The following is a 23,588-nucleotide window of genomic DNA, read 5'->3' on the forward strand; positions in this document are numbered from 1 at the left end:
TGCGGAGTCTTCCATGTCGGAACACCAAAACGCCCAGGCAGCCCTCAGCGACAGCGCTGCACGGCAACTGGCCAATGCCACCAAGACCGTTCCGGTCCTGTCCACCATCAGCCCCCGCTGGCTGACGCACCTGCTGCAATGGGTGCCTGTCGAAGCCGGCATCTACCGACTCAACAAGGTCAAGAACCCCGAAGACGTGCTGGTGGCCTGCGCCAAGCGCGATGAATCGGAACTGCCGCAGACCTTCGTCGACTACGAAGACGCCCCGCGCGAGTACTTCCTGAACGCAGTCTCCACCGTGCTTGACGTGCACACCCGCGTCAGCGACCTCTACAGCAGCCCGCACGACCAGATCAAGGAACAGCTGCGTCTGACCATCGAGACGATCAAGGAGAAGCAGGAAAGCGAACTGATCAGCAACCCCGACTACGGTCTGCTGGCCAATGTCGCGCCCTCGCAGATCATCTACCCTCTGACCGGCGCCCCCACCCCGGACGATCTCGACGAGCTGATCACCAAGGTCTGGAAAGAGCCCGCCTTCTTCCTGACCCACCCGCTGGCCATCGCCGCCTTCGGCCGCGAATGCACCCGCCGTGGCGTGCCGCCGCCGACGGTGAGCCTGTTCGGCTCGCAGTTCCTGACCTGGCGCGGCATCCCGCTGATCCCCAGCGACAAGGTCCCGGTGGCCGACGGCAAGACCAAGATCCTGCTGCTGCGCGTGGGCGACAAGCGCCAGGGCGTGGTCGGCGTCTACCAGCCCGGCCTGGCCGGCGAGCAAAGCCCGGGCCTGTCGGTGCGCTTCATGGGCATCAACCGCAGCGCCATCGCCAGCTACCTGATCAGCCTGTACTGCTCGCTGGTGGTGCAGTCGGAAGACGCCCTGGCGGTTCTGGAAGACGTTGAGATCGGCAAGTTCCATGACTACCCTGACACCTACAAGTGAGCTCGCACTGCCGGGCGGCTCGGCGCCGCCGGGCCTGCCTGATGTGGCGACGCTGACGCGCCTGGCCGGCGAGTTCTTCTCGGCCCTGCCCGGTGGGCTGCCCAAGCCCGCGCCGCCGCAGGCCCTGGGGGGCGTGCCGGCGCCGGCGAATGTGCTGCCCGGCGGCAGCTCCACCGGCCCGCTGACGCAAGGCCCCCAATTGCCCGGCACGCTGGCGCCAGGGGCCAATGTGGCGCCCAACAACCCGCAAAGCGTGCTGTCGCTGGGGGCCTCCGCGCCCTCGCTGCAGCCGCATGCGGCCGCGCCCAACGGCCTGCCCGACAGCGCCGTGGTGGCCGCGCCAGCGCTGGACAGCCGCCTGGGCGGCCAGGCGTTGGGCGTGCCCCAGGTGGCTGCGGCGCCAAGTGCCCAACCCCATTCGACGCCATCCACGCCGTACTACTTCCTCGGCGAAGCCAGTGGCTACCCGAGCACCGGCCCGGCGGCGGCCGCCCCGCGGGACGACCGCGTGAGCGCCCAGTCCTTCGGCCTGCCCGGGGCCGACGAGCTGCGCGCCCTGCTGAGCAGCAAGGGCCCAGCGGGATCCCAGGCCACCTCTGCGGCAGGCCCGGGCTCCAGCTACTACTTCGTGCCCAGCGCGGGCGACAGCGTGGCCGGCCCGAGTACTGCCCTGCCCCACCAGCAGGCCGCACAACGGCCGGCGGGGCTGGACGTGAACGCGGTGCGCCGCGACTTCCCGATCCTGCAGGAGCGCGTCAACGGCAAGCAACTGGTGTGGTTCGACAACGCGGCCACCACGCACAAGCCGCAGTCGGTGATCGACCGCCTGGCCTACTTCTACGCCCACGAGAACTCCAACATCCACCGGGCCGCACACGAGCTGGCCGCCCGCGCCACCGACGCCTACGAAAGTGCGCGCGAAAAGGTGCGTGCCTTCATCGGCGCCCAGTCGGTGAACGAGGTGATCTTTGTGCGCGGCGCCACCGAGGCCATCAACCTGGTGGCCAAGACCTGGGGCGTGCAGAACGTGGGCGAAGGCGACGAGATCATCGTCTCCCACCTGGAGCACCACGCCAACATCGTGCCCTGGCAACAGCTGGCGGCGCAAAAAGGCGCACGCATCCGCGTGATCCCGGTGGACGACACCGGCCAGGTGTTGCTCGACGAGTACCGCAAGCTGCTGAACCCGCGCACCAAGATCGTGGCCGTGACCCAGGTCTCGAACGCGCTGGGCACGGTGGTGCCGGTGCGCGAGATCGTGGCCATGGCCCACGCGGCCGGGGCCCGCGCCCTGGTGGACGGGGCCCAGTCGGTCAGCCACCTGCGCGTCAATGTGCAGGAGATCGGGGCCGATTTCTTTGTGTTCTCCGGGCACAAGATCTTTGGCCCCACCGGCATTGGCGTGGTCTACGGCCGGCGCGAGTTGCTCGACACCATGCCGCCCTGGCAAGGGGGCGGCAACATGATCGCCGACGTGACCTTTGAGCGCACGGTGTTCGAGCCGCCGCCCAACAAGTTCGAGGCTGGCACCGGCAACATCGCTGACGCGGTGGGCCTGGGTGCCGCCCTCGACTATGTGCAGCGCATCGGCCTGGACAACATCGCGCGCTACGAGCACGACCTGCTGGCCTATGCCACCCACCTGCTGGCCCCTCTCCCCGGGGTGCGCCTGATCGGCACCGCGGCCGACAAGGCCAGCGTGCTGTCCTTTGTGCTCAAGGGCTACACCACCGAAGAGGTGGGCCGGGCCCTGAACGAAGAAGGCATTGCCGTGCGCTCGGGCCACCACTGTGCCCAGCCCATCCTGCGCCGCTTTGGCGTGGAGGCCACGGTGCGGCCCTCGCTGGCGTTCTACAACACCTGTGAAGAGGTGGACCGCTTCATCGCGGTGGTGCGGCGCCTGAGCAGCGGCCGCGGCTGATACCAAGCCGCCCAAGACAAAGCCGACCCGGACAGACGCCCGGGTCGGCTTTTTTTCATGGGGCCAGGGGCCGCAGCCCCGGGCGTCAGACCTTGAACAGCTTGTCGAAGCGGCGGTCCCACAGCGGGGCCACCTCGGCCGGGCCGTCCAGCACGCCCAGCTTCTGGAAGGTGTCGGCCACTTCCTGGTGCCCCTTCACCACACTGTCCGACACCGCACGCAGATCGAAATCGGTGCTGCGGTTGTTCCACAGCTCGATCAGGTCGCCCACCGGGATGCGGGTCTCTTCAGAGATCACACGCGCGTACTCCAGGTAGTTCTGGTTGGCCCACAGGTAGGCGCGGCGCAGGCGCAGCAGGTAGTCACTGATGGCGGCCTGGGTGGCAGGCTGGCTGATCGACTTGGGGTTGGCGTAGATGGGGAAGTTGCCCGTCAGGTAGCCCACCCCGGTCTTGAGCACCCGCGCCCCGTACTTGAGGCGGGCGATCTGGCCGTTGTAGCCATAGATGGCCCAGGCATCGAGGTCGCCCCGGTCAAAGGCCGACAGGCCGTCTGCCGGGCTCAGGTTGATGGCCTGGATGTCCGAGAAGCTCAGGCCGGCCTCGGCCAGCTGCTTGCTCAGAAAGTAGTGCGCGGTGGTGGCACGCACATAACCCACCCGCTTGCCCTTGAGGTCGGCGATGCTGCGGATGGCGGTGTCCTTGCGGGCCAGCGTGACCTGGTTGTTCAGGTCTTCGCGCACCACGGCCACAAAGCGCACCTGCGCCTTCTGGCGCGCCGCGAACAGCGCCGGGATCTCGCTGCCCGAGCCCAGGTCCAACGCGTCGCCGTTCAGGGCCTCGATGTGCAGCACGCCGTTGTTCAGCTCGCGCCATTCGATCTTGTAAGGGGTGTCGGTCAGCTTGGCCGCCACCAGCAGGGCCCGCCAATTGCCCTTGTAGGTGCCGATGCGCAAGGTCACCTTGGAGAGTTCGGCCGGGTCCACCGCTGGGGCCGGACCGGCGGCCTGGGCCAGGCCGGCTTGCAGCCAGGCGGGTGCGGTGAGGGCGGCACCCAGCAGGTGGCGGCGGGAAAGCGAAGCGTCGATTTTGTTCATGGTTTGGGAGTGGGGAAAAAGAACGGTAAGGCGGGCGCTCAGTAGCCACGCTGGGCATCGACCAGATCAGCCAGGGGCTCACCCTTGAAGTAGCGCTGGAGCTGGTCAATGAACTTGTCGGCCGTGGCGGTCTGCACCTCGCCCGACGCCCATGAGATGTGCGGCGTCAACCGCACCCCAGGGTGGATATAGAGCGGGTGGCCGACCGGCAGCGGCTCGGGGTCGGTCACGTCCAGGGTGGCGGCGCCCAGGCGACCGCTGTCCAGGGCCTGCAGCAAGGCCTGCTGATCGACCAGCGCGCCGCGGGCGATGTTCACCAGGTGCAAGCCGGGCCGGGCATGGGCCAGGGCCTCGGCGTTGATCACATGGCGCGACTCGGCCGTGATCGGCAGCGCCAGCACCAGGTGGTCCACCTGGGCCAGCAGTTCGGGCAGCGAGCGGGCCTGGGCCACGCCCGGCTCGCCCAAGGGGGCCGCACTGCGGCGCAGCGCCGTGACCTGCATGCCAAAGGCCAGCGCCCGCCGGGCCACGGCCTGGCCGATGGCGCCAAAGCCCAGCAGGCCCAGGTGCTGGCCGGCCAGCAGGCGCAGCGGCTGGGCCTCGGCACGCTCGAACTCGCGCCGCCAGGCCTCGGGGCTTTGGACGCGCCGATCCGCCCAGGGCTGGTTGTGTGCCAGCAGGGCCGACAGCACATAGTCGGCAATCGGGGCCGCAGCCACGCCGCGCGCGCAGCTCACCTGGGGCACCTGCAGCAGCCAGGGCGGAAAAAAGTCCACCCCCACCGAGGCGGTGTGCACCCAGCGCAGCGTGCCCGGCCAGCCGGCCGGGGCCTGCGCTGGCGCCTGGCGCCAGCCGTGGCCGGGCGCGGTCAGCAGCACATCCACCTCGTGGGCCCGGGCCCAGCCGGGGGCCTCGCGGTCGTTGATGACCACCAGGCGCGGGTCGACGGCGGCAATGCGCTCGCCCACCGCCGCGCCCAGCGGGTTCAGCACCACCAGGCGCTCAAGGCTTGGCGCGCCCATCAGGCCACCACCGCCTCGCCGGCCGCTTCGTGCACGGGCTCAGCGACCTTCTGGGCCTGTTCACGCGCCACGGTGTAGCGGTTGGCCGGCACCGGCAGGCCCAGGTGGGCGCGGAAGGTGTCGTGCGGGTAGTCGGTGCGGTAAATGCCGCGCGCCTGCAGGATCGGCACCACCAGCGACACGAAATCCTTCAGCGAGGTGTTGGGCAGGGCTTCGAAGAAATTGAAGCCATCGGCGCCCTCGTTCTCGAACCAGCGCTGGATCTCGTCGGCCACCTGCTCGGCCGTGCCTACAAAAGTGCGCTTGGGCGCCGCATGCCACTGGGCCACCTGGCGCAGCGTCCACCCCCGCTCACGCGCCACCTGCTTGATGCGGTCGCTGGCGGCCTGCTGGCTGTTCTTGCCGATGTCCCCGAGGTCCGGAAAGGGCTGGTCGAGCGGGTAGACCGAAAAGTCGTGGTCATTGAAGGGCCGGGCCAGGGCGGCCAAGGCGTTCTCGATCGGCACCAGCGAGGCGGCGATCTGGTACTTGGCCTCGGCCTCCTCCGCGGTGCGGCCCACGATGGGCCGGATGCCCGGCAGCAGGAAGACCTGGGCCGGGTCACGCCCGGTCGCAGCCACCCGGGCCTTGACGTCGCGGTAGTAGGCCTGGGCGTCTTCCAGCTGGTCGGCATGGAAGAAGATCGCATCGGCGCGCTGGGCTGCGAAGTTCTTGCCATCCTCGGAGGCGCCGGCCTGGAAGATCACCGGCTGGCCCTGGCGCGAACGGGCAATGTTGAGCGGCCCCTCAACCTGGAAGAACTCACCCTGGTGGTCCAGCCGGTGCAGCTTGGCCGAGTCAAAGAACTGGCCGGTGGCCTTGTTGCGCACCAGGGCGTCGTCTTCCCAGCTGTCCCACAGGCCTTGCACCACATCGAGGTGCTCGCTGGCCAGGCGGTAGCGCACGTCGTGCGCATAGTGCTCGGCCTGGCTGTAGTTGCGCGCACTGCCATCGAGCCACGAGGTGACCACGTTCCAGCCAGCACGTCCACCGCTGATGTGGTCCAACGAGGCGAACTGGCGGGCCACGGTGTAGGGCTCGCTGTAGCTGGCCGTGACGGTGGCCACCAGGCCGATCTTGGAGGTGACGGCCGCCAGGGCCGACAGGATGGTCAGCGGCTCGAAGCGGTTCAGGTAGTGCGGGCTGGAGCGCTCGGTGATGTGCACGCTGTCGGCCACGAACAGGAACTCAAAGCGCCCCTGCTCGGCCAGTTGGGCCTGCTCGGCATAGAACTTGAAGTTGACGCTGCCGTCGGCCAGTGCGGCCTCGTGGCGCCAGTCGCCCCAGCCGGCGCCCACGCCATGCAGCACAAAGCCGAATTTGAGTTGTCGTGTTGTCATGAAAAGCCTTTCGGAGAATGAATGCGGGAAGGGTTGCGACACCGTAGGCGCCACGGTGCCCCATGCCAACGAAGATTTGCGGTGATCGATATGTGCCGGGCACACAGGGACCGCAGCCGTTCTTCAGACCACCAGCGCCGGTCGGGTCGCCGGCACCGGCGCTGCGGGCGAGGCTTTGCCCAGCAAGGGCCAGGGCTCGGGCGGGGGTGGCGGTGGTGGCGGCGGCGGTGCCGTGGCAGCCAGGCGGGCGGGCGCCCGGCCTTCGTCGAGGGCCATGCGCACCACGCCGGCCGTCAGGCTGGGGGCAAAGGCCTCGATGAACGACTCTTCGTAAGAGCGCAGGTAGGTGCCGGCCCGCACGGCGAGCCGGGTCAGGTTGAAGCCGAACAGGTGGCTGGCATCCAGCGCACGCAAGCCCTTGTCGCGCAGCGGGTCGAAGGCCATGCTGGCCACGATGCCCACCCCCATGCCCAGCTCGGCGTAGGTCTTGATGACGTCGGCGTCCATGGCGGTCAGCGCGATCTCGGGCTGCACCTGGTGGTGGGCAAAGGCCTCGTCGATGTGCGAGCGGCCGGTGTAGCCGGTGTCGTAGGTGATCAGCGGAAACTCGGCCAGGCGGCTCAGCGTCACCGGGCCGTCGTGCCGCAGCAGCTCGTGTCCGGGCGGGACCACCAGTGAGTGGCTCCAGCGGTAGCAGGGCAAGGCCACCAGCCCGTCGAACTGGGCCAGCGCCTCGGTGGCAATGCCTACATCGGCCTCACCCGCCAACAGCATGGCAGCCACCTGCTGGGGCGTGCCCTGGTGCAGGTGCAGGCGGATCTCGGGGAAATGCTGCGAGAACTGCTTGACCGCCCTGGGCAAGGCATAGCGGGCCTGCGAGTGCGTGGCCGCCACCGACAGTTGGCCGCTGCGCGGGGCCACGTACTCCTGCCCCGCCTTGCGCAGGTTGTGGCTGTTGAGCAGGATGCGCTCGATGATGGGCAGCACATGGCTGCCGGGCTCGGTCAGCCCGGTCAGGCGCTTGCCGACCCGCACGAAGAGCTCAATGCCGAGTTCGTCCTCCAGTTCACGGATCTGTCGGCTCACGCCAGGTTGCGAGGTGTTCAAGGTCTGGGCCACCTCGGTGAGGTTGAAGCCGCGTCGCACGGCCTCTCGCACCGATCGGAGTTGCTGGAAGTTCATGGCGGATGCGTCCTGGGGGTTGGGTCCCGTCGAGCGCTTCGATGGCCTCGACAGTTTCAAGAGGGTCTGAAAAGGACGCGATTCTTCGCCGGTTGCCCACGGCAGAAAACGAATATTTGGGCAGCACCTTATCCCCAAAACGAGGATGCAAAGGCACCCTGCCAGCGCCAAAAGCCAGGCCCCTCACGGGGCCCGGCCGGGGCGTTCGCGGGCAGCGCCGAGGCTGCGCCGAAAGGCGTCAAAGCCCCAGCGCGCGTCGGCCCGCCGCGATGTGCACGCTGTCGTCCTGCGGGGTGTGCACCACGCCGCACTGCGCGTCGCGCAGGTGGCGCTCCAGCGGGTTGCGCCGTGCCAGCCCGTGGTTGCTGCTCAGGGCCACCGCCTGTTGCACGGCCTGCAGGGCGTTGTGCGTGGTGACCGACTTGACGATGCCGCTGTCGGCAAAGCTGGGCTCCAGGCCGGCCTCCAGGTCGGTCACCAAACTGTCGATCAGGCGTTGGTTCACGGTGAGCAAGGCTTCGATCTGGCCCAGGTGCTCTTGCACTCTTGGCAAGGTGGCCAGCGCCGCACCCAGGCTGCTGGGTTGGCGGTCGTGCAGAAAACCCACCACCCAGTCGCGGGCGGCACGGGCCACGCCGGTGTACAAAGCGGCAAAAAAGGCGGCCATTTCAGCTTGCATCAACAGGTCGCCCTGGCCCCAGTCGGTCGGGGCTCGCAGCTCCAGCGGTGCGTCCGCGGGCAACAGCACGTCTTCAAACACGATGTCGTGGCTGCCGCTGGCGCGCAGGCCCAGGTGATCCCAGGTGTTCTCGATGCGGGTGCCGGGCAGGTCAGCCGGCACCAGGAAAGCCCCCGTGAGGGGCTGCTCGTCATCGGTGCGGGCCCACACCAAGTACCAGCTGAGGATGGGCGCCCCGGTGGAGTAGATCTTGCGACCCGACAGGCGCCAGCGGCCATCGGGCTGACGCCGGGCGATGGTGGCCGGCAGGCCGCCGCGCGCCGGTGTGCCCAACTCGGGCTCGACACGCAAGGCGTTGGCCAGGCTCACACGCTGCAGCGAATCCTGTACCACCCGGCGCGCCAGGGCTTCGGGCCAGGGCTTGTGGCGCCGGCCCATGCCACGGTGCTGCATGTACTGCATGGTCAGCACCAGGGCCGTGGCCGGGTCGCCGTGCGCCACGGCGCCCACCACATCGGTGAGCTGACCCAGGCTGGCGCCCTGCCCGCCGTAGGCCACCGGCGCGGCCAGGGTCAGCAGGCCGGCCGCGTGCAGATCGTCGAAGTTGCGGAACGGAAAGCTGCCATCCCGGTCATGGGCCGGCGCTCGGACCGCGAATTCGACGGCCAGGGCGCGTGCGGTCTGGCCCCAGCTCAGCGGGGCGTTCACTGCAGCACCTCGGGTTGCTCGCGCACGATGATGTCGTAGAAGCCCTTGAACGAGAACTCGGCGCCGCCCGGGCGGCCGACCTGGCTGTGGGTCAGCAAGGCCACCTCGTGCGGGATCGGCTGCGGCTTGCCGGCGGCCTCGGCCAACAGTTGGGTGTGGCAGGCGTTGTCCAGCGCGATGTACCACCAGGCGGCCGACTCGACCGAGGGGCCGGCCGTCAAAATGCCGTGGTTCTTCAGGATCACGGCCTTGCGCTGGCCCAGGGCCTTGCCGATGCGAAAGCCCTCGTCGGTCTCCAGCACCACACCGCTGAAGGTGTCGAACAGGGCGTGGTCCTGGTAGAAGGCGCAGCCGTCCTGGGTCAGCGGGTCCAGCTCACGGCCCAGGGTCGACCAGGCCTTGCCGTAGGTGGAATGGGTGTGGGCGGCAGCGACGATGTCAGGGCGCGCCTCGTGCAGCGCGGCGTGGATGGCAAAGGCGGCCCGGTTGAGCGGGCCCTGGCCCACCACGATCTCACCTTGCGAGTTCACCAGCAGCAGATCCGACACCTTGATCTGCGAGAAATGCAGGCCCAGGGGGTTGACCCAGAAATGGTCGCTCAGCTCGGGGTCGCGCGCCGTGATGTGGCCGGCCAGGCCGTGGTCGAAGCCAAAGCGGGCGAACAGGCGGAAAGCCACGGCCAGGCGTTCCTTGCGGTGGCGGCGCTCGGCCTCAACCGTCGGACGGGCCGGGGTTTCATCAAACCAGTCCTTGCGTTGCGGGTGGGGGTTGCGCACCAGGGTGAGCGAAGGGGTTTGCAGAACAGCAGACATCGGAGACTTTCTTTCAGGCGGCTTTGAGTTGGGCTTGGGCTGCGGCGGCGGCCTCGCGCTCAGCCACTTTCTGGCGCACCAGGGGCAGCAGTTCACGGCCGTAGTCGATGGCGTCCAGCAAGGGGTCGAAGCCGCGGATCAGGAAAGTGCTGATGCCCAGGTCGTAATACTTGAGCAAGGCGTCGGCCACCTGTTCGGGCGTGCCCACCAGGGCCGTGGTGTTGGAGCGGCCGCCGGTCTCGCGGGCAATCGCCGTCCACAGGCGCTCGTCCACCCGGTCGCCCTGGGCCGCATCGGCCAACAGGCGACGCGCCCCCTCGCTTTGCAAGGGGCCGCCGCGGGCAAAGCCCTGCAGCGAGCGCACGCGGCGCGTGTCTTCCAGAATGCGTTCGGCGCGGGCCCAGGCCTCGTCCTCGGTGCGGCCCAGGATGGGGCGGAACGAGATGCTGAAGCCGATGTCGCGCCCGTGCTGGGCGGCAGAGGCCCGCACGCGGCGCACCAGATCACCGGCCTGGGCCAGCGACTCGCCCCACAGCGCATAGACGCTGGCGTGCTTGCCGGCCACTTGCAGTGCGGCCTCGGAGGCGCCACCGAAATAGATCGGCAGGTGCGGCTGCTGCAGGGGCTTGACCTCGGACCAGCCGCCCTCGATGCGGTAGAAGCGGCCTTCGTGGTTCAGGGGCTTGTCGGCGGTCCAGATCTGGCGCAGCACGCTCAGGTACTCGTCGGTGCGGGCATAGCGGTCGTCGTGGCCCAGGAAGTCGCCGTCGCGGCGCTGGTCTTCGTCCGAGCCGCCGGTGATGTAGTGCACGGCCACGCGGCCGTCGGTGTACTGGTCCAGCGTGGCCAGTTGGCGCGCCGTGACGGTGGGTTGCTGCAGACCCGGGCGGTGCGCCAGCAAGAACTTGATGCGCTGGGTGACCGAGGCCGCGTAGGTGACCGCCAGCAGGTTGTCGGGGCTGGTGGCATGCGCCGGCACCAGGATGCGGTCAAAGCCGGCGTGCTCATGGGCCTGGGCGAACACGCGCACAAAGTCGCGGTCGATCACCGGGCCACGGCGGGGGAAGGTTTCAGAAACTTCGTGCGGCTGGATCATGCCGATGAACTGGACACTCATGGGGGGCTCCTGGGTTGGAAGAACGGTGAAGGGCTTCGCGGATGGCTTCACGATAGGCCGCCCCCGCCCCCGCCACAACGAAGCAAAACGCGTGAGGACATGCGCTTTCGGCATGTCCGCCCCACCAGCTCAGTGCGGGATGCCCCCGCGGCGCGGAGCGACCGGGTCGGCGTCCATGGCGGCCACCAGCGCACCGAGCGGATCGGCCAGGGCTGGCGCTGCCGGGGCTGTGGCCACGGTCTTCTCAGATCGGCACACCAGATCGGCGGCCGACCAGCTCTGGCCCGGCAGGGCCCGGGCACGCAACCAGCCTTGCCGGTCCACCAGCACCTGCTGGCCCTGCAGGCGAGCGACGGGCTGGCCCAACACCAGGGCCAGGGCCTGGCGGAAGTCGGCCGCATCGGCCTCCACGAGGCGGCAATCGGTGCCGGCCTCGGCCAGACCGCTGCCCTGCCCGATGCCCAGCACGCGCGGGTCCAGCACCAGCGGTGTGCCGGGCGAAGCGGCCACCAGCAAGCGCTGCCCTTGCATGCCACGAAGACTGCGTAGCTCGCTTGCGACACCGCAACGCACCCGGGCATCGGGCAGGCGCACCGGCAGCTCCCAACGCCCTTCGCGGGCCAGGGTCTGGCCTGAGGCCTGGGCCTGCAGAAAATCGAGCACGTTCCAGGTGTCGGCCTCACTCAAGGCGTCGGCAAAGCCGGGCATGGTGGTCTGGCCATCGCGGTCTTGCAGGCCGTGGCGCACTCGCCACCACAGCTCCCCCTCCAGGCGCTGCCACAGCAGACTGCCGTTGAGCCGCGGGGGCCACATGGGCAAAGCGGGCGCATCGGGCCCCTCACCGCCGCCATCCGCCGCATGGCAGCGCTGGCAATGCCGCTGGTACACGGTCTGGCCGCGCACGATGGCCTGGGCGCTGAAGCCGCTGTCACTGACATGGAAACTGCTGGGCGTTGCCGGCCCGGCCAACAGGCCGAACACGCCCCAGGGGGCCGCCGCCAGCAAGGCCACCGCAGCGGCCCACGCGGGCCAGCGGGCGCGCCGCCAAAAGACCGCCAGTCCAGTCAAGGGCAATGCGATTGCCAGGGCCGCCGCGCACAGCAACAGGCGGCGCGCCTGCCCAGGCTCAAACACCATCAGTTCGCCATGCAGCCGCTGTGCCCAGGGCCACACCGGCTGCCCGGCCAGGCTGTCGCTCAGGCCCAGGGCAAACCACAGACGGCGCAGGGCATCCTGCGCCTCGTACAAGACGCCGAGCACGGTGTTGACCTGCTCGGGCGTGGGGGTCCAGTCGATCACGCGCTCAGCCCGGCCCCAAGCACAGCCCTCACCAGCTCGCGTCCAGGCCCAGGTGGGCCAGGGCCTGGTGGCGCAGTTCGGCCAGGCGTGGGTCACCGCGGTGGCGCGGGTAGGGCAACTCATTGACCAGCTCGGCCACGATGCGCGAGGGCCGGTCGGACAGCACGATCACGCGCTGAGCCAAAAAGAAGGCCTCTTCCACGTCGTGCGTGACCAGCAGGGCCGAGAAGCCCTGGCGCTGCCACAGCGCCAGCAGCTCAGTCTGCATGGTCAGGCGGGTCAGCGAGTCGAGCTTGCCCAGGGGCTCGTCGAGCACCAGCAGGCTGGGGTCGTTGACGATGGCACGCGCCAGCGCCACGCGCTGGGCCATGCCGCCCGAGAGTTGGTGCGGGTAGGCCTTGGCGAAGTCTTGCAGGCCCACCAGCTTGAGCGCGGCCTCGACACGCGGCTGCAGCGCCGCCAGCGTGCCGCGCGCCTGCGGGCCCAGGGCCACGTTGTCGCGCACAGTGCGCCAGGGGAACAGCGTGGGGTCCTGGAACACCACGATGCGCGACGGGTCAGGCCGGGCGACCGGCTCACCATCGTGCAGGATCTGCCCCGCGCTCGGCGGCTCCAGCCCCGCCACCAGACGCAGCAGGGTGGACTTGCCGCAGCCACTGGGACCGAGCAGGGCCACGAATTCACCGGGGCGGATGTGCAGGCTCACGCCATCGACCACCGGCAGCGTACCGGCCGGTCCGTCAAACTGATGGCTGACCTGCTCGATGCGGATGTCCGCACCGTTGGACGCGCCCGCCTGCGGCTGGCGGACGGCATTTGATGGGCTCACCATTGCACCACCCCCTTCTGCCACGACAGCACGCGGTCGCGCACGGTGAACAGCAAGGTGATCAGGCCCGAGAACAGCAGGGCCATCACCAACAGCGCCCCGTACATATTGGGGTAGCTGGCCCAGCCCTGGGCCCAGGTGAGGTACCAGCCCAGGCCCGATTTGACGCCCAGCATCTCGGCCACCACCAGGGTGGCAAACGCATGGCCCAGGCCCATGAACAGGCCCACAAACACCTGCGGCATGGCCGCCGGAATGGCCACCCGGAACACCAGAAAGGCGTTGGAGGCCCCCAAGGTGCGCGCCACGTCATAGAACTGGCGGTTCACCGTGGCGACGCCCGACCAGGTCAGGATGGCGACCGGAAAGCCCGTGCCCATGGCGATCAGGAACACCGCGGTGGACCAACTGGAGGGGAAGAAATAAAACGAGATCGGCAGCAGCGCGGTGGTCGGGATCGGGCCCAGCACGCGCAGCACCGGGTGAATCCAGTAATGCGCCCGGCGCGACCAGCCCATCAGCACGCCCACCACAAAGCCCACCGCCGCCCCCGAGCCGATGCCCACGCCCAGCAGGATCAGCGAGTTGGCCGCACTGTCACCCAGGCGGCGCCAATCGCTGACGTACACCTCGGCGAGGCTTTGCGGCGGCGCAAAGAACGGCGTGGGCAACCAGCCCAGCTTGGCCGTGACCAGCTCCCAGGCCAGAAAACCCAGGCCCAGCACCGTGAGCCAGGGGCCGAAGCCGCGCAGGCGCTGCACCACCGGCGCGGCCAACGGGCCACCCAGGCTCAGCACGGCCAGCGCGGCGGCCAGCCCCAGGCTGACCCAGCCGAACTCGGCGGTGTAGTTCCAGTCGCTGAAGCCAACCTGCTTGTTCGGCCACCCCAGGGTGAGCGCGCCCAGGGCCGCCCAGGCCACGGCGGCGGCCAGGCCGGTGGCCCACCAGGCCGAGGGCGCGGCCGCCTCGCGCCGCAGCGGCAGCGCGGCCGAAGCCGGGGGGGAATGCACGGTGCTGTTCATGACACGCCTCCTCAGGACAGCACGTCGGCGTGCACGAACTCGGCAAAGCGCACCGGGTCGGTGCTGGGCTTGAGCACCCCCACCAGCTTGAAGTCGCGTGCAAAGAACTCGATCTCTTTCTTCAGCGCCACGCCGCTGGGGTGGTGCTTGTGGGTCAGCGTGCCCAGCACGGTGCGCAGGTCTTCCACCGACACCTTGGAGTAGGGGCTGTAGATCTTGGCGGCTTCATTGGGGTTGCTGGCCACAAAGTCGGAGGCCTCGTTGATCGAGCGGGCCAGCGCGGCGGCGGTGGGGCGGTCTTCGCGCGCCAGCTTGCCGCTGACCCCCAGCACGCAGCAGGTCTTGTCGGCGTACTCGCCACTGAGGTTGGTGGCCAGCTCGATCAGGCCCTTGGTCTTGCGCTCGATGATGAACAGGTTCGGGTCGCCGTCGGCGATCGCGTGGGCCTCGCCCTTTTCCACCGCCACGCCCAGCAGGTCGCCCGGGAACTGGCGCCAGGTCACCTCCTTTTCGGGGTCGATGCCGGCCTTGGTGAACAGCACCGAGAAGAAGTTCTTGCCTGGGCTGTTCAGGTCCGACACCGCGATGGTCTTGCCCTTGAGCTTTTGCAGGCTGGTGACGCCGGCCGGGCCATAGCCCACCAGGCGGGTGCAGCCGCCGTGCGAGCTGCTGACTAACTTGACGTCAAAACCCGACTCCAGTGGTTTGATCCAGCGGTGGATCATGCCCACGCCAGCATCGGCCTTGGAGGTGGCGATCGACTCCAGCAGTTGGTCGGTCGAGCCGGTGTAATTGATGAGCTCGACATCCAGCCCGTTTTTCTCGAAGATGCCGCGGGTGATGGCCACGGGCACCGGGGCCAGGCAGACCGCGTTGGCGTTCCAGGCCAGCTTGATCGGGCGGCGCTTGCCGGCGGCCAGCACCTGGCAGGCCCCCACGCCGGCCACGGCCGACAGTCCCAGGGCCCCCACCGAGCGCAACAGGCGCCGGCGCGATGGCACGATGATCGAAGAAGCAGAAGATGGATGAGGTGTGGTCATGAGAGGCTTTCTGTCGAGGCAGGACGTTCAGGGCGTTCAGGGCGTTGGGGCCGTTGCGGACCACGGCATGCGCCGCAGGCTCCGCTGTTGAGCGCATTTGACAGAAATCATTCGCGCCATGGAAATGAGAAAACCAGCCATGCTTATGAAGAAGTCAGCCAGCACGCTTTGGCGCTTTGCGCTTCAATACAGGCTGCCCCTCAGCCCCAACAGCTGTCCCTCCCAAAGCCCATGAGCCACCAAGACCCCACCCCGCCCCAGCTGCCGCGCCTGCGCGATTTCGTGCAGCAGTTCACCCGCCTGATCGACACCCACCCGGACGAGGCACGCCTGCTGCAAGAAGGCGGCACGCTGCTGGCGGCCCTGGTGGCCCATGACGACTGGCTGCCCGCCGAGCTGAGCCAACCCCACCCCGAGCACTACCAGCAGTACCTGCTGTACGCCGATGCCCGCGAGAACTTCTCGGTGGTCAGCTTTGTATGGGGGCCGGGCCAGGCCACGCCCATCCACAACCACACGGTATGGGGCCTGATCGGCATGCTGCGCGGCCAGGAACGCTCGCAACCCTATGCCCGCGATGCGGGCGGCCACTGGCGCCCCACAGGCGAGGCTCACGAGCTGCACCCCGGCGAGGTCGATGCCGTGTCCCCCCGCATTGGCGACGTGCACCGCGTCAGCAATGTGCTGGCCGACCAGGTGTCGATCAGCATCCATGTGTATGGCGCCAACATCGGGGCTGTGAAGCGCTCGGTGTTCCTTGAGGACGGTACCGAGAAGCCCTTTGTATCGGGCTACAGCAACCGCAGCCTGCCCAATCTGTGGGACCGCTCGGCCGAGGTGCGCGCCAGCCTGCAAGGCTGAGCCCACCGCCTGCCGCCGCGCCATTTTTGAATTTCTGCCCCCCTTCGCCGACCAGAAGAAACGACACCGTGACCACTGCCCTGCCCACAACCCCCTACGCCCAAGTCCGCGAGCACCTGCTGGCCGGACGCGAGATCGCCCTGCTTGATGTGCGCGAGGAAGACCCGTTTGCCCAGGCCCACCCGCTGTGGGCCGCCAACCTGCCGGTGGGCCGCATCGAGCTGGACGCCTGGACCCGCATTCCGCGCCGCGACACCGTGGTGGTGGTGTTCGATGACGGCGAGGGCCTGGCCGACACGGCCGCACGCCGCCTGCAGGCCCTGGGCTACACCCAGGTGTCGCTGCTGGCCGGCGGCCTGCAGGGCTGGCGTGACGCAGGCGGCGAGCTGTTCCGCGACGTCAACGTGCCCAGCAAATCGTTTGGTGAGCTGGTCGAGGCCAAGCGCCACACCCCCTCACTGTCCGCCGAAGAGGTCAAGGCCCTGATCGAAAGCCAGGCCAATGTGGTGGTGCTCGATGCGCGCCGCTTCGACGAGTACCAGACCATGAGCATCCCCAGCGGGGTGAGCGTGCCCGGGGCCGAGCTGGTGCTGCGCGCCGCGGCCCTGGCCCCCGACCCGGCCACCCACATCGTGGTCAATTGCGCGGGGCGCACACGCAGCATCATCGGCACCCAGTCGCTGGTGAACGCCGGCCTGCCCAACCGCATCACCGCCCTGCGCAACGGCACCATCGGCTGGCTGCTGGCCGGCCAGACGCTGGAACACGGTGCCGCCCGCCGCGCCCCCGAGGTGAGCGCCGAACAACAAGCCCGCGCCGCCGCCCAGGCCCGGGCCGTGGCCGACCGCGCCGGGGTGCGCCGCGCCACGCTGGCCGATCTGCCTGCATGGGCGGCAGAAACCCAGCGCACCACCTACCGTTTCGATGTGCGCACCCCTGAAGAATTCGCCCGGGGCCACCTGCCGGGCTTCCGCAGCGCCCCGGGGGGGCAACTGGTGCAAGAGACCGACCACCAGGCCCCGGTGCGTGGCGCCCGCATCGTGCTGAGCGACACCGATGGCGTGCGCGCCAACATGAGCGCCTCGTGGCTGGCCCAGATGGGCTGGGAGGTGCACGTGATCGACGCGCTGCCCGCCCAGGCTTTGACCGAGAGCGGGACGGCGCCAACCGCCGTGCCCCCGCCCGAGCAACCGATCCCGCTGACCTCGGTGGCCACGCTGCAGGGCTGGCTTGCCGAAGGGGCCGACACGGTGGTGATCGACTTCACCCCCAGCGCCAACCACGTGAAACGCCACATTCCGGGCGCCTGGTGGGCGCTGCGCTCGCAACTCGCCCAGGGGCTGGCCCAGATCCGCGCTCAGGTGCCTGGCGTGCAACGCCTGGTACTGACCTGCGGCAGTTCGGCCCTGGCCGCCTACGCCGTGGCCGAAACCGCCCGCCTGAGCCCAGGCCTGAGCGTGTCGCTGCTCGATGGCGGCACCCAGGCCTGGATCGAAGCCGGCCTGCCGCTGGAAAGCGGCGAAACCCACCTGGCCGCCCCGCGCATCGACCGCTACCGCCGCCCTTACGAGGGCACCGATGCGCCCCGCGCAGCCATGCAAGGCTACCTGGATTGGGAGTTCGGCCTGGTCGAACAACTGGGCCGCGACGGCACGCATGGCTTCCAGGTGATCTGAGCCGGATCGCGACAGGCGCGCTAACGCCTGGGGCCCGGGCATTCAATCGTTCAATCTTTCAATCGGCCTGAAATCCCGAGGCCTTGATCACCGGCTCCCAGCGTTTGGCCGAGGCGGCACCACGGCTGGCCAGCTCTTCGGGCGACTTGCCCACCGGCAGAAAGCCCATGGTGGCCAGGCGCTCGCGCACATCGGGCAGGGTCAGTACCTTGGCCAGGGCCTGGCTCCAGGCGGTCACCACGGCGGCCGACGTGCGGGCCGGGGCATACAGGCCGTTGAAACCCATGCCCGAAATCGTGGGGTAGCCCTGCTCGGCAAAGGTGGGTACGTCGGGCAACTGGGGCACGCGCTGCTCGGATGACACCGCCAGCACCCGGATCTTGCCGGCGCGGTGGCCCTCGACCAGCGAGCTCATGACATCGATGTCGGCACTGATCTGCCCGCCCATCAGGGCCAACACGGCCGGAGCGCTGCCCTGGAACGGGATGTCTTCCATCTTCACGCCGATGGCCTCGCCCAGCACCATGCCGAAGAAATGGTGCGGCGCGCCCCGTGCCGGAATGCCGTAATTGGCCTGGCCCGGGTTCTTGCGCGCCCAGGCCACGTACTCGGCCAAAGTCTTGGCCGCAGGGGCCGTGCCCACGGCCAAGGCAAAGGGAAACTCCGACACCGTACCGATGGGCTGCAGATCACGCTGCGGGTCATAGCTGAGTTTGCGCAGGGTGTAGGGGTAGAGCGCCACCAGGGCATCGGGCCCGAGCATGACGACACTGCCGTCGGTGGGTGCATTCTTCAGCACCTCCATGGCCAGCCGGCCGCCGGCACCAGGCTTGTTGTCGACCAGCACAGGTCGCTTGAGTTCGTCCTTGAGCTTTTCAGCCAGCACGCGGGCCAGGGCGTCAAACGAGCCGCCAGCCGGAAAGCCGACCAGGATGCGGGCCGCTTGCCCTTCAGGCTGGGCCAGCGCCGGGGCCGCCAGTGCGAGCCCCAGCAGGCCCAGGGCACCGAAGGCCAGCATGCGACGGGTGTAGGAATGGATTTTTTTCATGGTTTGTCTCCTTGCAGATGGGTCGTGAAAGCGAGGTCAGGCAGATCTCAGCAACCGCGCGTGATCGGGGTCTGCACTGGCTTGTGGCGCAGGCCCAGGCGCAGCAGTTCAAGCTTGGCCAGAGCCTGGCGGTGCACCTCGTCGGGGCCGTCGGCCAGGCGCAGGGTGCGCTGGTCGGCATAGGAGAAAGCCAGCGGAAAGTCCTCGCAGACACCGCCACCGCCGTGGGCCTGGATGGACCAGTCGATGACCTTGCAGGCCATGCTGGGGGCCACGATCTTGATCATGGCAATCTCGGCCTGGGCGGCCTTGTTGCCCACCGTGTCCATCATCCAGGCGGCCTTGAGGGTGAGCAGTCGGGCCTGCTCGATCAGGCAGCGTGCCTCGGCGATGCGTTCGTGCCAGACGCCTTGTTCGGCCACGGCACGGCCAAAGGCATGGCGACTGGCCAAGCGCTGGCACATGAGTTCAAAGGCCCGCTCGGCCGCACCGATGGAGCGCATGCAGTGGTGGATGCGGCCCGGCCCCAGGCGACCCTGGGCGATTTCGAAGCCACGCCCCTCGCCCAGCAGCAGGTTGGCCACGGGCACACGCACATCGGTCAGCGAGACCTCCATGTGGCCATGGGGAGCATGATTGAAGCCAAACACCGACAGGGCCCGCTCCACCTTGACGCCAGGGCTGTTGGCCGGCACCAGGATCATGGACTGCTGCTGGTGGCGCGCCGCCTCGGGGTTGCTCTTGCCCATCACGATGAACAGTTCGCAGTGCTGGCTGCCAGCCCCTGTGGACCACCACTTGCGCCCGTTGATCACATAGTCCTCGCCCTCGCGGCGGATCTCGCACTGGATATTGGTGGCGTCTGACGAAGCCACCTCGGGCTCGGTCATCAAAAAGGCCGAGCGGATTTCGCCGCGCAGCAAGGGTTCGAGCCAGCGGTCTTTCTGGGCTTCGGTGGCATAGCGGTCCAGGGTCTCCATGTTGCCGGTGTCAGGCGCCGCGCAGTTGAAGACCTCGCTGGCCCAATGCACCCGGCCCATCACCTCGCACAGCGGCGCATATTCAAAATTCGACAGCCCCTCGGCTGCGCGCGGCGAATGCGGCAGAAACAGATTCCACAGGCCTTGTGCGCGCGCCATCGCCTTGAGGCGCTCGACCGTGGGGCAGTGGCCCCAGCCCTCGCCGGTGAAGTCGCCCTGGGCCGCGGCTTCGCGTGCCACCTGGGCCTCGTTGGGCAGGATGTGCTCGTTCATGAAGGCCTGCAGGCGCTGGCGCAGCGCGGTGGTCTTCTCGGGTTCCTGGAACAGGTTCATGGGATTCTTTCAGGGGAGGGAAGAAAAAGAAGGGAAGGCCTCAGCCGCCCACCAGGCGCCAGCCACGTTCGGCCACGGCCCCGGCCTGGGCCGACACCTCCCGCGCGATGGGACTGGCGGCGGTGCCGTCTTGCACGCGGCGGGCAATGCCCTGCAGGATGGCGCCCAGGCGGAACAGGTTGCAGGCGAGGTAGAAAGGCCAGTCGGCCTGAACTGCGGCGAGGTCGTCGCGGCCCATGCGGTCGAGGTAGCGCGCCACAAAGTCCTGCTCGCTCGGGACGCCCAGCGTCGCCAGATCCAGCCCGGCCAGGCCCTGCAACGGGCCTGGGGGGTGGTGCCAGGCCATGGCGTGGTAGGCCAGATCGCTCAAAGGGTGACCCAGGGTGGACAGCTCCCAGTCCAGCACGGCCAACACCCGCGGTTCGCTGGGATGGAACACCATGTTCTCGATGCGGTAGTCGCCATGCAGCAAGGCCAGCGCCTCGGTGTCATGCGCCGAAGCGGGGATGTGGGCGGGCAGCCATTCGATCAAGCGCTCCATGGCGGGCAGATCGTTCGTCTGGCTGGCCCGGTACTGACGCGTCCAGCGTGCGATCAAGCGCTCAAAGTAGCCTTCGGTACGACCAAAGTCCTGCAGGCCCTGGGCCCGCCAGTCCACCCGGTGCAAGGCCGCGAGCACCCGGTTGGCCTCGTCGTGAATGGCCGCACGCTCCGCCACGCAGAGACCCGGCAGCGAGGCCTCGCGGAATACCCGGCCCGGCACAAAAGCCATCAGGTAGAAGGCGGCACCGATCACCGACTCGTCGGCGCAGAACTGGTGCACCCGGGGCACCGGCACCTCGCTGCCCTGCAAGGCCTGCAAGACCGCGAACTCGCGCTCGATGGCGTGGGCTGAGGGCAGCAGCGCCGCCTGCGGCCCAGGCTTGGCACGCAGCACACGCGGCTCGCCATGTGCAGGCGTCAGCAGCCAGGTGGGGTTGGACTGACCGCCCGCCAGACGACTCAGCTGCAGGCCGGCCGCCGCTGCCGGCCAGTGGGGTGCGAGCCAGGCCTGCAGAGCAGGTCCATCGGGCGACAGCGGGCTTTTGGCATTGTTTTCTGGGGGCATGATCCGTCCTTTTGTCGCATTGTCGGACAATTGGACAATAAGGCCCAATCCGGAGGAAACCCTGAGCGTCACGGCCGGGACAGCGTCCAGCCAGGGCGGTAGCACGGGCTACACTGCGCAACCCCACCGTGATTCGCCTTGTCAAACCCCTGCCCATGGACATCGAAAAGCTGCAGTTCTCACCCGCCTACCGACTGGTTTCGGAGGACCTGAGGCGGCGCATCGTGAGTGGGTCCCTGCAGCAAGGCGATGCCCTGCCTACCGAGACCGAGCTGGCCACGGGCTTCGGTGTGCACCGATCCACCATCCGTGAGGCCCTGCGCCAGCTGGAACAAGACGGCCTGCTGCGGCGCGACGGCAAACGCCTGCTGGCGGCCACGCCCGAGCACAGCGCGCTGTCGCAGGCCGCCGAACGTGCCCTGCGCATGCGGCAGGTGAGTTTTCTCGACGTGTGGCAGGTGGCCTCAGCCCTGGAACCCCTGTGCGCCGCTCTGGCGGCCGCCCAGATCACCGACGATGAGCTGGACGCGCTGGAGGACAACCTGCGCCGCACCCGAGACCTGCTGCAGGCCGGCGGCTCGCCGGTGGAAATCGACATCGAGTTCCAATCCCTCGTGGCGCAGGCCACGCACAACCAGGCGCTGCTGCTGGCCCGCGGCCCGATCAGCCAACTGATGCTGGCGGGCTATGCCGCGATTGCGCCCAAGTTGCCCCAGTCGGGTGCCCGCCTGCTGGAGGTGCACGAGCAGGTGACCGCCGCGCTGCGCCGCCACGATGCCGCCGAGGCCGAGGCCTGGACACGCAAACACCTGCAGGATTACCGCCGCGGCTGCGAGATTGCCGGCCTGGACATGCGCCAGCCCATCCCGCCCGTGGGTTGATCCAGCGCTGAAATATTTTTCTCAATCGTTGCGTGGGGTTTTTGGGCTTCCGCGTCAAAACGGCCCCACGATGGATGCTGTTACAAACATGGACAGACCGGGTCCACACTGACCCATGCATCGGGGGGCCTCTTGAACCTGTTCGCCGGCCTGACGTTGGACACACCCACGCTGGTGTTCTCGATTGGCGCATTGGCGCTGTTCATGGCCGTGTTCGCCTGGAACACGGCCTATGGCCTGCCAGCCGCCGACATGGGCCTGCGCAGTTGGGGGCTGGCCATGCTGTCGCTGTGCGGGGGGTTCATGCTGTTCTTCCTGCGCGGCCATGCCCCGTTGGTCCTGACCTTTGTGCTGGCCAACACGCTGGTGCTGCTCAGCTCGGTGATCTGCGTGGATGCGCACGCGCGCCTGCTCGAACAGCCCACCCCCTGGCGCACCCTGGCGCTGGCCAACCTGCTGGGGGTGCTGGGCACCATGCCGGTGTACCTGGGCTGGCTGCCCCGGGGGGTGGCCATCCTCACGGTGTCACTGGCTCTGGGCGGCAACTTTGCCATCAGCGCCCAGTTGATCTGGCGCCGCCATCGCAGCACCGGCTCCCGTGCCGGCCTGCTGGCGGCCGGCATTCTGGCCGCCATGGCAACCGGCTCGGCGCTGCGCGGCATTTACAACATCACCGGTGAGCGCGCCAGCCTGCTGATCAGCTCGCAAATGCTGCCCCAGGTGGGGTCGCTGCTGCTGGGGGCCTTGTTCACCGTGGGCAGCTCGCTGGGCTTTCTGGCCATGGTCAATGAACGCCAGCGGCGCGAACTGGAGACCCACTCCCGCCGTGACGGGCTGACCGGACTGCTCAACCGCACCGCCTTTTTCGAGGCCGCGCATGCCTATGTGGCCGGACCGGGTGGCGAGCGCTTCGGCGTGGTGATGATGGACATCGACTGGTTCAAGAAGATCAACGACCGCCATGGCCATGCTGCTGGGGACACCACGCTCACTCAGCTGGGGCGGCTGATCACCCAGCACACCCGACTGACCGACCTGGCCGGACGCTATGGCGGCGAAGAGTTCTGCCTGTTGCTGAAGGATTGCACGCTCGCCGAAGCCCAGCGGGTGGCCCAGCAACTGGTGAATGAGGCCGCCCGCCAGAGCGTGCGCCTGCCCGGCGGCCAGGCCCTGCACTTCACGCTGTCAGCCGGGTACGCACAGCGCCAGGGCCCGCACGAGAGCCTGGAGCAGGTCATCAACCGGGCCGACCACGCCTTGTACGAAGCCAAGCACGCGGGGCGCAACCGGGCCGTGGCGGCCTTGCCCGCCGAGCCCCCCGACTCGGTGCCCGCGGCACCGCAAGGCAGCACCGACAACGTCGGCACCGCCTCCCAGGCGGCCTGACGCACGCCTGCCGGGCCCCAGCCCGGACCGGGTTCAGGAGACAAGCCTGTCAGAAAAAACCTGACAAGCACCCGACACAAAAGAGACAAGCAGCACAGGCAGAGGCCGACTTAATTTTTGATTGGGGGGTATTCACAATCCATTTCAACAGATCGACATTGCTTCATGCCCCCGGGTGAGGCGCCTCAGAAGGAGTTTGACCATGACCAGCGAACAAATGCTTGCCGAGATCCGCGAAGCCAACCTCACCTACCTGATGCTGGCCC

The 23,588-nt window shown here is 68.5% G+C and carries 20 protein-coding genes; 6 read left to right on the forward strand and 14 right to left on the reverse strand.

Features of this window, described 5'->3' with window-relative positions:
* Window positions 1-13 precede the first annotated feature (13 nt).
* Together AC07PT_RS14260 and AC07PT_RS14265 are read left to right on the forward strand one after the other, a co-directional pair.
* On the forward strand, window positions 14-943 hold the full coding sequence (locus AC07PT_RS14260) for a family 2A encapsulin nanocompartment shell protein (RefSeq protein WP_492349883.1): 930 nt from the start codon (window positions 14-16) through the stop codon (window positions 941-943).
* A complete protein-coding gene (locus AC07PT_RS14265; RefSeq protein WP_494657024.1) occupies window positions 918-2,864 on the forward strand; it encodes a family 2A encapsulin nanocompartment cargo protein cysteine desulfurase in 1,947 nt (648 codons plus the stop codon). The genes AC07PT_RS14260 and AC07PT_RS14265 overlap by 26 nt, the downstream gene beginning before the upstream one ends.
* 85 nt (window positions 2,865-2,949) lie before the next feature.
* On the opposite strand, the gene AC07PT_RS14270 is transcribed toward AC07PT_RS14265, so the two are convergent.
* The 11 genes from AC07PT_RS14270 to AC07PT_RS14320 all read right to left on the reverse strand — a co-directional run bounded on the left by AC07PT_RS14270 (window position 2,950) and on the right by AC07PT_RS14320 (window position 15,049).
* A complete protein-coding gene (locus AC07PT_RS14270) occupies window positions 2,950-3,960 on the reverse strand; it encodes an ABC transporter substrate-binding protein (RefSeq protein WP_492349885.1) in 1,011 nt (336 codons plus the stop codon).
* A gap of 38 nt (window positions 3,961-3,998) precedes the next feature.
* Window positions 3,999-4,982 (reverse strand): NAD(P)-dependent oxidoreductase, encoded by a 984-nt coding sequence (locus AC07PT_RS14275; RefSeq protein ID WP_494657025.1) that lies wholly within the window; start codon window positions 4,980-4,982, stop codon window positions 3,999-4,001.
* On the reverse strand, window positions 4,982-6,361 hold the full coding sequence (locus tag AC07PT_RS14280; RefSeq protein WP_492349887.1) for an LLM class flavin-dependent oxidoreductase: 1,380 nt from the start codon (window positions 6,359-6,361) through the stop codon (window positions 4,982-4,984). Before AC07PT_RS14280 ends, AC07PT_RS14275 begins: the two co-directional genes overlap by 1 nt.
* A gap of 123 nt (window positions 6,362-6,484) precedes the next feature.
* Window positions 6,485-7,543: a CysB family HTH-type transcriptional regulator gene (locus AC07PT_RS14285; RefSeq protein ID WP_494657026.1), complete on the reverse strand. Its 1,059-nt coding sequence runs from the start codon at window positions 7,541-7,543 to the stop codon at window positions 6,485-6,487.
* A gap of 238 nt (window positions 7,544-7,781) precedes the next feature.
* Window positions 7,782-8,930, reverse strand: a complete 1,149-nt coding sequence (locus AC07PT_RS14290; RefSeq protein ID WP_494657028.1) for an acyl-CoA dehydrogenase family protein — start codon at window positions 8,928-8,930, stop codon at window positions 7,782-7,784.
* The gene (locus AC07PT_RS14295; protein ID WP_494657029.1) at window positions 8,927-9,742 is read right to left on the reverse strand and encodes a class II aldolase/adducin family protein; all 816 of its coding nucleotides are present in this window, start codon (window positions 9,740-9,742) and stop codon (window positions 8,927-8,929) included. Before AC07PT_RS14295 ends, AC07PT_RS14290 begins: the two co-directional genes overlap by 4 nt.
* A 13-nt stretch (window positions 9,743-9,755) precedes the next feature.
* The gene (locus AC07PT_RS14300) at window positions 9,756-10,859 is read right to left on the reverse strand and encodes an LLM class flavin-dependent oxidoreductase (protein WP_494657030.1); all 1,104 of its coding nucleotides are present in this window, start codon (window positions 10,857-10,859) and stop codon (window positions 9,756-9,758) included.
* Between the two features lie 129 nt (window positions 10,860-10,988).
* Window positions 10,989-12,281: a c-type cytochrome gene (locus AC07PT_RS14305; protein ID WP_494657031.1), complete on the reverse strand. Its 1,293-nt coding sequence runs from the start codon at window positions 12,279-12,281 to the stop codon at window positions 10,989-10,991.
* Entirely contained in the window at window positions 12,187-12,990 is an 804-nt protein-coding gene (locus AC07PT_RS14310) for an ABC transporter ATP-binding protein (protein ID WP_494657032.1), read from the reverse strand. The genes AC07PT_RS14305 and AC07PT_RS14310 overlap by 95 nt, the downstream gene beginning before the upstream one ends.
* Window positions 12,984-14,009 (reverse strand): ABC transporter permease, encoded by a 1,026-nt coding sequence (locus AC07PT_RS14315; protein WP_494657033.1) that lies wholly within the window; start codon window positions 14,007-14,009, stop codon window positions 12,984-12,986. Before AC07PT_RS14315 ends, AC07PT_RS14310 begins: the two co-directional genes overlap by 7 nt.
* A gap of 11 nt (window positions 14,010-14,020) precedes the next feature.
* The gene (locus AC07PT_RS14320) at window positions 14,021-15,049 is read right to left on the reverse strand and encodes an ABC transporter substrate-binding protein (protein ID WP_494657034.1); all 1,029 of its coding nucleotides are present in this window, start codon (window positions 15,047-15,049) and stop codon (window positions 14,021-14,023) included.
* Between the two features lie 231 nt (window positions 15,050-15,280).
* Here AC07PT_RS14320 and AC07PT_RS14325 point away from each other — a divergent pair, with 231 nt between their 5' ends.
* Both AC07PT_RS14325 and AC07PT_RS14330 read left to right on the forward strand, forming a co-directional pair.
* Window positions 15,281-15,910, forward strand: coding sequence for a cysteine dioxygenase family protein (locus tag AC07PT_RS14325; protein WP_494657035.1), 630 nt, complete (start codon window positions 15,281-15,283; stop codon window positions 15,908-15,910).
* Between the two features lie 68 nt (window positions 15,911-15,978).
* Window positions 15,979-17,586, forward strand: a complete 1,608-nt coding sequence (locus AC07PT_RS14330) for a rhodanese-related sulfurtransferase (RefSeq protein ID WP_494657036.1) — start codon at window positions 15,979-15,981, stop codon at window positions 17,584-17,586.
* A gap of 58 nt (window positions 17,587-17,644) precedes the next feature.
* On the opposite strand, the gene AC07PT_RS14335 is transcribed toward AC07PT_RS14330, so the two are convergent.
* The 3 genes from AC07PT_RS14335 to AC07PT_RS14345 are packed head-to-tail and all read right to left on the reverse strand — an operon-like array spanning window position 17,645 to window position 21,055.
* Window positions 17,645-18,634, reverse strand: a complete 990-nt coding sequence (locus AC07PT_RS14335) for a Bug family tripartite tricarboxylate transporter substrate binding protein (protein WP_492349895.1) — start codon at window positions 18,632-18,634, stop codon at window positions 17,645-17,647.
* A gap of 47 nt (window positions 18,635-18,681) precedes the next feature.
* The gene (locus tag AC07PT_RS14340) at window positions 18,682-19,947 is read right to left on the reverse strand and encodes an acyl-CoA dehydrogenase family protein (protein ID WP_492349896.1); all 1,266 of its coding nucleotides are present in this window, start codon (window positions 19,945-19,947) and stop codon (window positions 18,682-18,684) included.
* A 40-nt stretch (window positions 19,948-19,987) separates the two neighbouring features.
* Window positions 19,988-21,055, reverse strand: coding sequence for a phosphotransferase family protein (locus tag AC07PT_RS14345; RefSeq protein WP_492349897.1), 1,068 nt, complete (start codon window positions 21,053-21,055; stop codon window positions 19,988-19,990).
* 128 nt (window positions 21,056-21,183) lie between these two features.
* Here AC07PT_RS14345 and AC07PT_RS14350 point away from each other — a divergent pair, with 128 nt between their 5' ends.
* On the forward strand, window positions 21,184-21,936 hold the full coding sequence (locus AC07PT_RS14350) for a FadR/GntR family transcriptional regulator (protein WP_492349898.1): 753 nt from the start codon (window positions 21,184-21,186) through the stop codon (window positions 21,934-21,936).
* Window positions 21,937-22,068: 132 nt separating this feature from the next.
* Entirely contained in the window at window positions 22,069-23,322 is a 1,254-nt protein-coding gene (locus tag AC07PT_RS14355; protein WP_492349899.1) for a GGDEF domain-containing protein, read from the forward strand.
* Window positions 23,323-23,588 lie beyond the last annotated feature (266 nt).

Source organism: Curvibacter sp. GW821-FHT09D12, from assembly GCF_059416245.1.